Genomic DNA, 7,959 nt, shown 5'->3' on the forward strand with positions numbered 1-7,959 from the left:
TTTCTTAACTTCGTAACTTGTGAGCCTTTTACCCCGGGCTTTGGCACCTTTAATTGCTATAAATTCACTGGCATCAATCAATTCATTGTCACGCCTGGCATGTTTTCCGCCAAATTCTATTTCGAATTGTGGATACTGCCAGGAGCTGATGGTGATGAGTCTGGAGTTTTTATGTTCTCCAATTATTGGCATGAGTTTTCCACCGGTATCTTCAGCTTTAAATCTTTTTATGTAATAATATTTTTGCTCACCATCGTAATGCACACAGGTGTAAACCACATCATCGTTCATTTTTTCTATGCGTAAAATATCTTCCTCGTAGTGGTTCGTAAGGTCATAATTTGTTGTGGCATAAAGTCCGCTTTTGTAAAACACAACAATTTTATCATCGCCTTTAAACTCGCCTAAATAGTCGCCATTACCATCGGTATTGAGTCGCAATATGGTTTTGTCGAACCAAATTTTACGACCGCCAAGCGTGGAGGTACCTTTTTCTTTCATTACAATTTTGTGCACATCGTGGCGGGTAAGTATATTACCCTGACTTTGCCTTCCTTTGATAGCAATTTCGCAGAAATCTGTTTCAAAAATCAGTTTCTTAATCCTGGGCTTTGGTTTCAGATATACCTTGATAACTTCTGCCTCACCATTGGGGTTTTCTGTGAAATAGAGCACCCTTGAATAAGGTGTACCTTTGGTAAGGTTGTATTCACGATCGCGTGTAACGCTTTTTACAGCAAAACGTTTAATCAAGGCCCGGCCACTTTTGCCATCGCGGTAAACGGTATTGTAAATTGTTCTGGAATCGTTCTTTTTCCATACAGCCACGTGGATGATGTCTTTACCAATAAATGCCTTGTTGGCTACCTTGGTAACGATATAACGGCCATCTCGTAAGAAAACTATAATGTCGTCGATATCGGAACAATCGCACACATATTCCTCTTTCTTCAAAGCTGTACCCACAAAGCCTTCGCTGCGGTTTACATAGAGTTTCTCATTGGCAACGACTACTTTTGCGGCATCGATATTTTCAAAGCTGCGTATTTCTGATTTGCGTTCGCGGCCCTTACCATATTTCTTTTTAATGGTTTTATAAAAGTTGATGGTATACTCGACAATTTTGCTGAGGTTATCCCTTGTTTTCTCTATTTCTGCTTCAAGGCCTTTGATGTGCTCATCGGCTTTCTTGGTATCGTATTTTGAAATACGTTTGATTTTAATTTCTGTAAGCTTCGTAATATCTTCTTCGGTAATTTTTCTTTTAAGGAGTTTTTTGTAGGGTTCAAGTCCTTTATCAATGGTTTCGATTATGGCTTCCCATGTTTCACAATCCTCTATAAGCAGATAGAGCCTGTTTTCGATAAATATTTTTTCGAGTGATGACATGTGCCATGCTTCCTCGAGCTCATTGAGCTTTATTTGTAATTCCTGTTTTAAAAGGTCGACACTGTGGTCGGCAGAAACTTTAAGCAGTTCTTCAACGCCCAGGAACTTGGGACGGTCTTTATCAATTACAGTGCAATTGGGCGAAATAGATATTTCACAATCGGTGAAGGCATAAAGTGCATCAATGGTTTTGTCGGGCGAAGTATTAGCAGCCAGGTGCACAAGTATTTCAACATGCTCGGCTGTATTGTCGTCTATTTTTTTGACTTTTATTTTACCTTTCTCATTGGCGCGCAGTATACTGTCAATAACTGACTCTGTGGTTCGTCCGTAGGGGATGTCAGTTATGCGTAATGTTCGGTTATCTTCCTCTTTGGTTATTTTGGAACGGATGCGCACTGCTCCACCCCTTAAGCCTTTGTTGTACCGTGAGACATCAATGAGGCCACCTGTGGGGAAATCCGGATAAAGCGTAAAGCTTTTGCCTTTAAGGTAGTCAGTTGAGGCATCGATGAGTTCATTGAAGTTATGTGGTAGTATTTTTGCTGCCAGGCCAACTGCAATGCCTTCTACACCCTGCGCAAGCAACAATGGGAACTTTACGGGAAGGGTTATAGGTTCCTCGTTTCGGCCATCGTATGAAAGTTTCCATTCAGTAATTTTGGGATTGAATACCACGTCCAGTGCAAATTTGCTAAGCCGGGCTTCTATGTACCTTGGGGCTGCAGCACTGTCTCCGGTGAGTTGGTTTCCCCAGTTACCCTGGGTATCAACCAGCAGGTCTTTTTGCCCCATACCCACTAATGCTTCGCCAATAGATGCATCACCGTGGGGGTGAAACTGCATGGTATTACCGATAATGTTGGCTACTTTATTGTAGCGGCCGTCTTCCATACGGCGCATGCTGTGCAATATGCGTCTTTGTACGGGTTTAAGACCATCGTGTAAGTGAGGTACTGCACGTTCGAGTATTACGTACGATGCATAGTCGAGAAACCAGGTCTCGTACATGCCTGTAAGCTTGGTCGATACCATGCCGTCCTGCGGTATATCTTTGTTTTCTCCTTCTCCGTTTGATGGTATTTTGTCATCCATAATGCTCACGCTCTTTTAAAATTGAAATACCCCTTTTTTATAGAGTTCAAAGGCAATTTCTGCTTCATGCATTGCGTCATCTGCTGCTCTGTGACTTTCTATAAATGCTGTATTCCCGGTTAAAAAATGGTATGCTTCCTCTACATTCGGATATTTTGGCCCTTTCCGGTTGCCTTTAGGTGGCAGGTTAAGCACTGGTGTGGCCGTTTCCATAATGCAAGGCAGTTCGGCTATGCGCAAACCCCTTGACTTGAGGAAGCCAAAATCAAATGCTTTATTGAAAGCGGTTATTCCGGTAAAAAAGGAATCGAAAATGTTTTGAATTTCTGCTTTCATATCATCAAAATCAGGGGCTTCCAGCACCTGGTCGTAGGTAAGGTCACTGTTTTGAAAAATCCAACCCATCGGGTAACGGGAATGCATTTCATTAAAACCATTCTCCTTCACTACACTGTCAAATAATACTTTTTTGTTTCCATTGGTGATATCGAGTTCAACAATACCAACTTCAACAATTTTACCACCCTGATTTAAAAAGCCGGTTGTTTCTATATCAACGATTCCTATGGTGTTCATTTTTTCTGTTTAGTTATCTAAATGGGTTCTTCCAGCACCTCTTCAATTTTCAAATTGTTGATGATAAAGTCTTGTCGCTCTGGTGTGTTTTTACCCATATAAAATTCAAGTAACTTATTTATTTGGTCGCCCTTTTTCAGGGTTACTGGCTCCAGCCTGATTTTTTTACCAATAAACTCTTTAAATTCCCCAGGTGAAATTTCTCCTAATCCTTTAAATCTGGTTATTTCAGGTTTTCCCCTGAGTTTTTCTATTGCATTTTCTTTTTCTTCTTCCGAATAGCAATAAATCGTCTCTTTCTTATTTCTTACCCTGAAAAGTGGTGTTTGTAATAAAAACAGGTGTCCGTTTTTAATTAAATCAGGGAAAAATTGCAGAAAGAAAGTAATAAGTAATAACCTGATGTGCATACCATCCACATCGGCATCTGTGGCAATAATTACTTTATTGTATCTAATGTTTTCTAATCCTTCTTCAATATTTAATGCAGCCTGCAGCAGATTAAACTCTTCGTTTTCATAAACGACCTTTTTGGTGAGCCCAAATGTGTTTTTGGGTTTACCTTTGAGGCTAAATACTGCCTGTGTGTTTACATCCCTTGATTTTGTAATAGACCCGCTTGCAGAATCACCCTCCGTAATAAAGATGGATGTTTCAAGTTTTTTTTCATGTTTAGAATTATAATGCACCCTGCAATCCCGCAATTTACGGTTATGCAGGCTGGCTTTTTTGGAACGCTCACGTGCCAGTTTTTTTATACCTGACATGGCCTTGCGCTCTTTTTCCGACTCAACAATTCGTTTGAGGAGCAGCTCCGCTGTTTCCGGGTTCTTATGCAAATAGTTGTCGAGATTTGTTTTTATGAAATCGAGTACAGCTTGCCTGATGGTCCGGCCGTCGGGTTCCATATCTTTTGAACCAAGTTTGGTTTTTGTTTGCGATTCAAACACCGGATCCTGCACTTTTACGCTGAAAGCAGCAATAATGGAGGCACGGATATCCTGAGGCTCAAAATCTTTTCCGTAAAAGTCTCTGATTGTTTTTACCAGTGCTTCTTTGAATGCTGTAAGGTGCGTACCTCCCATTGTGGTATGCTGCCCGTTCACGTAACTGTGGTATTCTTCTCCGTATTGCCTTCCATGTGTCATGGCCAGCTCAATATCCTGTTCTTTAAAGTGAATTATAGGATATTGTCCCTGCGAGTTCAGGTTGTCTTCCAGTAAGTCGACCAACCCGTTTTTTGAGACCATTTTATCGCCATTGTAATTAATTATAAGGCCGGCATTTAGGTAAATGTAGTTTTTAAGCAGTTTTTCTATGAAATCTTCATTGAACTTGTACTCACCAAATAAGTCTTCGTCAGCATAAAAGGTTATTTCTACTCCGTTAACCTCGTCTGTAGTTTCAATCTCGCTGTCTTTAACTACTTTTCCCCTGGAGTATTCTACGGTTTTCTTCTGTCCTTCGCGGAATGAGGTTATAATGAATTGCGATGATAATGCATTCACAGCTTTAATACCAACACCATTCAAACCCACAGCTTTTTTAAATGCCTGATCGTCGTATTTGGCGCCAGTATTCATTTTAGATGATACGTCTAATACTTTACCAAGTGGTATACCTCTTCCATGGTCACGTATTCTGACTTTTCGCTCTATAATGTCTATAATAATAGATTTTCCAAACCCCATCATATATTCATCAATGGAGTTGTCAAGCACCTCTTTAATCAGGATGTAGATACCATCATCTGCAGTGGTCCCATCTCCTAATTTTCCAATGTACATCCCCGGTCGGGTTCGAATGTGATCTTTCCAGTCCAGGGTCTTAATATGTTCTTCTGAATAATTCGCAACCATACTATATCGAATTTGCGCAAATATAAATATTTTGGCATGCCCTGCTGCAGCAAGTTATCAACATTACAAGCAAAATATGGGCTAAAAGCCTGTTTTTTAAAAGTTCTTAAAAGGTTGATAATTTTATTTTCAATTTGTATCAACCCTTGTAGGGAGTATTAAAGTGAAGGTCGTTCCGCTACCTGGTGAGGATTGTAAGTGTAATTTACCCTGAATGATTTCAGTAAACGCTTTTACAATGCTTAATCCAATACCTGTGCCTTCGGAGACTTTTGTGCTGTCTGGTAAATCTTTCACAAAAGGTTCAAATATTTTTTCCTGCATATGGTAATCAATACCCGGGCCATTATCACTTATTTCTATTTCGAAATGATCCTTTATATACCTGGAGGTGATTATAACTGTTGAATTAGGGGCGTACTTTAGCGCATTATCGATTAAATGTCTGATTATTCTTTCAAGTTTGTATCTGTCTGTATAAATATACCGATGATCTTCTCCAGCCTCAAACAGCGTTTCAATAGGACTTGAGGCATTGCCTGTATTGAGATGTTTTTTCACAATTTCTTTTATAAGGTTTTCTAAGTTTACATTATCGGGAACCGGTTTTAGATTGCTGGATTGTACTCTGGAAATATCGATGGTATCGGTTACTTTTTCCAGAAGTACATCGCATCCTTCTTTTATGTGTTTTGTATAACGGGCTTTTTTATCACTATCCTTGCCCGGCCTGATTAGCATCTGTGAAAAACCCAGGATTGAATTCATCGGTGTTCTGATTTCGTGTGATATGTTGTTTAAAAAAGCTCGTATTAACAGGCTACTCTCTTCGGCTTTCTCTTTGGCTAACACCAATTGTGATTCTGCTTGCTTGCGCGGTGTAATATCATGAATAATGAAGTAGAGTACTTTTTGATTTTTATAGTTTATTTGACTGCTGTATACAAGAGCATTGCGCAGTGTGCCACTTTTTAACTGATGAGTCTGCTCAAAACTCGATTGCTTACTTTGTAGTAAATTCTGTGATAGTTCATTAAAAAGTTGATTTTCATTTGTAAGTTCGTCGAAGTGTAATTTCAGAAACTCATTTATTGAATAACCATAGAATTTTTGCGCGGCCTTGTTGGCCTCAAGTATATTTCCGGCCAAATCTACAATCAACATAACCGAGATATTCTCATGAAACATTGCTCTGTAGCGACTCTCGCGTTCTATGAGTTGTTGCTTTATTTCGTTTTCTTCAGTAATATCTTTAAAAGTACAGAAGGTTTTTATATTTTGGTTATCGTCATTCTGCCCAATAAAACCTTCAAAAGCCGCAAGTATATAGTTACCATTTTTTTTCTTAATCCTCAACCTTACATCTGATACTGACCCTCTATTTTTAAAGATTTCAAAGTTTGAATCAAAGTGTGCTTTAAAATCATCGTGAAGCAGATCTTTGAAATTGGCTCCTGTTACTTCCTCTTTTGTATAACCCAGCACTTTACACCATGTTGGGTTTACGTCTATAATACGACCCTCCTTATCAAGTGATTGATAAGCGAGGGGGGCATTAGAATATAAGGCCTTATATCTTTTTTTCCCGGATTCAAGCTGTTCGTTTATTGACCGAATTTTTTTTCCGTATTTTCTAATATAAAAAAACAGTATTATAGCTGTAACAAAAACGAAAAACCATCCTTTAAATGTCTGGAGCTCGTTAATAAATTGAGCATCTTGCGTGATTAGTAAAAGTGCTCTGTCTGAAAGTAAAATCCATAAAGCACCCAGTATAAGGTAAAATAAAGCTGTTTTGTACTCTATGTGTAGTCGTTTTGTCATTCAACCCTGTATGAAATCTTAAAGTTAAGCTAAATATTTCGGTATTCCCATTTTTCACAAATGCTTAACGAATTCTTAAGAACTAAACTTAAGGGTTTCCCCCTATAAGTGTTAAGTCTTATTGTTTAGGGGTTTATGTGTTGTACTTTTACATTTGAAATTTTAATGTATGCGTGGAAAATATTTTTTGTTGCTGTTTTTTGCTTCTGCTATTGGGCTTCAGGGATTGGGCAATAGAGGTGGTGTTGAATCTTTTAGTGTGAGCCAAACATGCTGCATGGCGGGTGATACTGTTTGGTTGGCCTATGATGCTGATTTGTGCGAAAAAACAGAATCAGTAAAATGGTTTTCATCAATAAACGGTACAATTGGACACGGGTATTCACTTGCAGTTAATGATTTATCAGCTGGCACCCATAAGATATGGGTAGAGCTCGATGACTCCGCTTGTTATGAATATAGTGATAGCATTTTAATAAAACCTTACCGCCCCTCAGATTCAATAAAAAAACTTGTGCAATGGATGACAGGCTATTTTAGCTCGCAGGCGCAAGCTGACACCTCTACAGATAAGTATCATGTTGATGTACGCCTGCGTATGCGAAGAATCTGGCCCGATAGCAGCAGGAGTTATTGGATTTATGTGGAGCAGGCCTATGCTGAGGATACTGCGCAACCCTATCGCCAAAGAGTTTACGAAGTTTATGAGGCTAATGGCCAAATAAGAGATAATGTTTATAAAATCGCAGGCGATAGCCTTTTTGTCTATGCCTGGCGGCATCCTGAGGAATTTGATAAACTGAGTAAAAATGACCTGGAATTAAAGCCATGTTGTGGGATGTATTTTGATTGGCACCCTGAAAATCATTTGTTTATTGCAAGTACCAGTGGCAGAGAGTGTAAGGCGGGTATACCAGGTGTAAGTTACATCACATCTGAATCTAAAATTTTACCAAACCAATTTACCAGTTGGGATTTGGGCTACAATAAAAAAGGCGAGATTGTAATGGGGCCGCATAGCCCATATATATTTGAAAAAAGATACAATTACTGTATAGAATAAAATTGCCTTGGATAAAGGCGAGGTTCTTTTAAGAAGGGAGTCGAATGCTTTATCTTCATTGTTGTTCATAGCGGAAAAATAAGAAGATAGCTTTTCATAGTTGCTTTCAACATTATCTAACGGGTAGATTAATGGCTCCCTTCTTTTTTATAT

5 protein-coding genes are annotated in these 7,959 nt (G+C 39.0%); 1 reads left to right on the forward strand and 4 read right to left on the reverse strand.

Going from position 1 to position 7,959, the window contains the following annotated elements; genetic code table 11:
- The 4 genes from VJ937_RS15515 to VJ937_RS15530 all read right to left on the reverse strand — a co-directional run.
- On the reverse strand, positions 1-2,484 hold a 2,484-nt coding region (locus tag VJ937_RS15515), incomplete at its 3' end, for a DNA gyrase/topoisomerase IV subunit A (protein ID WP_324068585.1).
- Between the two features lie 15 nt (positions 2,485-2,499).
- The gene (locus VJ937_RS15520) at positions 2,500-3,060 is read right to left on the reverse strand and encodes a 3'-5' exonuclease (RefSeq protein WP_324068587.1); all 561 of its coding nucleotides are present in this window, start codon (positions 3,058-3,060) and stop codon (positions 2,500-2,502) included.
- A gap of 17 nt (positions 3,061-3,077) precedes the next feature.
- Positions 3,078-4,919, reverse strand: coding sequence for a DNA topoisomerase IV subunit B (locus VJ937_RS15525; RefSeq protein WP_324068589.1), 1,842 nt, complete (start codon positions 4,917-4,919; stop codon positions 3,078-3,080).
- 129 nt (positions 4,920-5,048) lie between these two features.
- Complete coding sequence (locus tag VJ937_RS15530) at positions 5,049-6,743, reverse strand: PAS domain-containing sensor histidine kinase (protein ID WP_324068590.1); 1,695 nt, start codon at positions 6,741-6,743, stop codon at positions 5,049-5,051.
- A gap of 169 nt (positions 6,744-6,912) precedes the next feature.
- On the opposite strand from VJ937_RS15530, the gene VJ937_RS15535 reads away from it, so the two are divergent.
- On the forward strand, positions 6,913-7,806 hold the full coding sequence (locus VJ937_RS15535; protein WP_324068592.1) for a chromophore lyase CpcT/CpeT: 894 nt from the start codon (positions 6,913-6,915) through the stop codon (positions 7,804-7,806).
- Positions 7,807-7,959 lie beyond the last annotated feature (153 nt).

Source organism: Salinivirga sp. (assembly GCF_035268865.1).
In the GTDB taxonomy this organism is placed as follows: domain Bacteria; phylum Bacteroidota; class Bacteroidia; order Bacteroidales; family Salinivirgaceae; genus Salinivirga.